This window comes from Sulfitobacter sp. HI0027, from assembly GCF_001634775.1.
In the GTDB taxonomy this organism is placed as follows: Bacteria; Pseudomonadota; Alphaproteobacteria; order Rhodobacterales; family Rhodobacteraceae; genus Sulfitobacter.
The window spans coordinates 1-249 of record NZ_LWER01000168.1; the positions used below are offsets into that span (position 1 = coordinate 1).

The following is a 249-nucleotide window of genomic DNA, read 5'->3' on the forward strand; positions in this document are numbered from 1 at the left end:
GGTTGTCGGGGCCATATCCCGCCTCGGCCAACAGTTCTTTGGCCTTTTCCACGCGCTGCGCCTGATCCATATTGTCGGCCCAATCCAACTCGGGAGGCTCGAAATCGGCGATCGCCCAGTGGGTCCAGTTGTACGACGGCTTCTGACCGCCTTGCAGGATACGCTCGACAATGATGTCGCGGTCGATGGCATAGGCCAAGGCTTTGCGTACATTGACGTTTTTCAGCGCCTCGGGGCCCTTTTCCCCTA

Annotated in this window: 1 protein-coding gene; it reads right to left on the reverse strand. The window is 59.0% G+C overall.

Annotated features, from left to right (window positions below):
* Positions 1 to 249: ABC transporter substrate-binding protein (locus tag A3722_RS10730; protein WP_236627388.1), on the reverse strand; the 249-nt coding region annotated here is incomplete at both ends.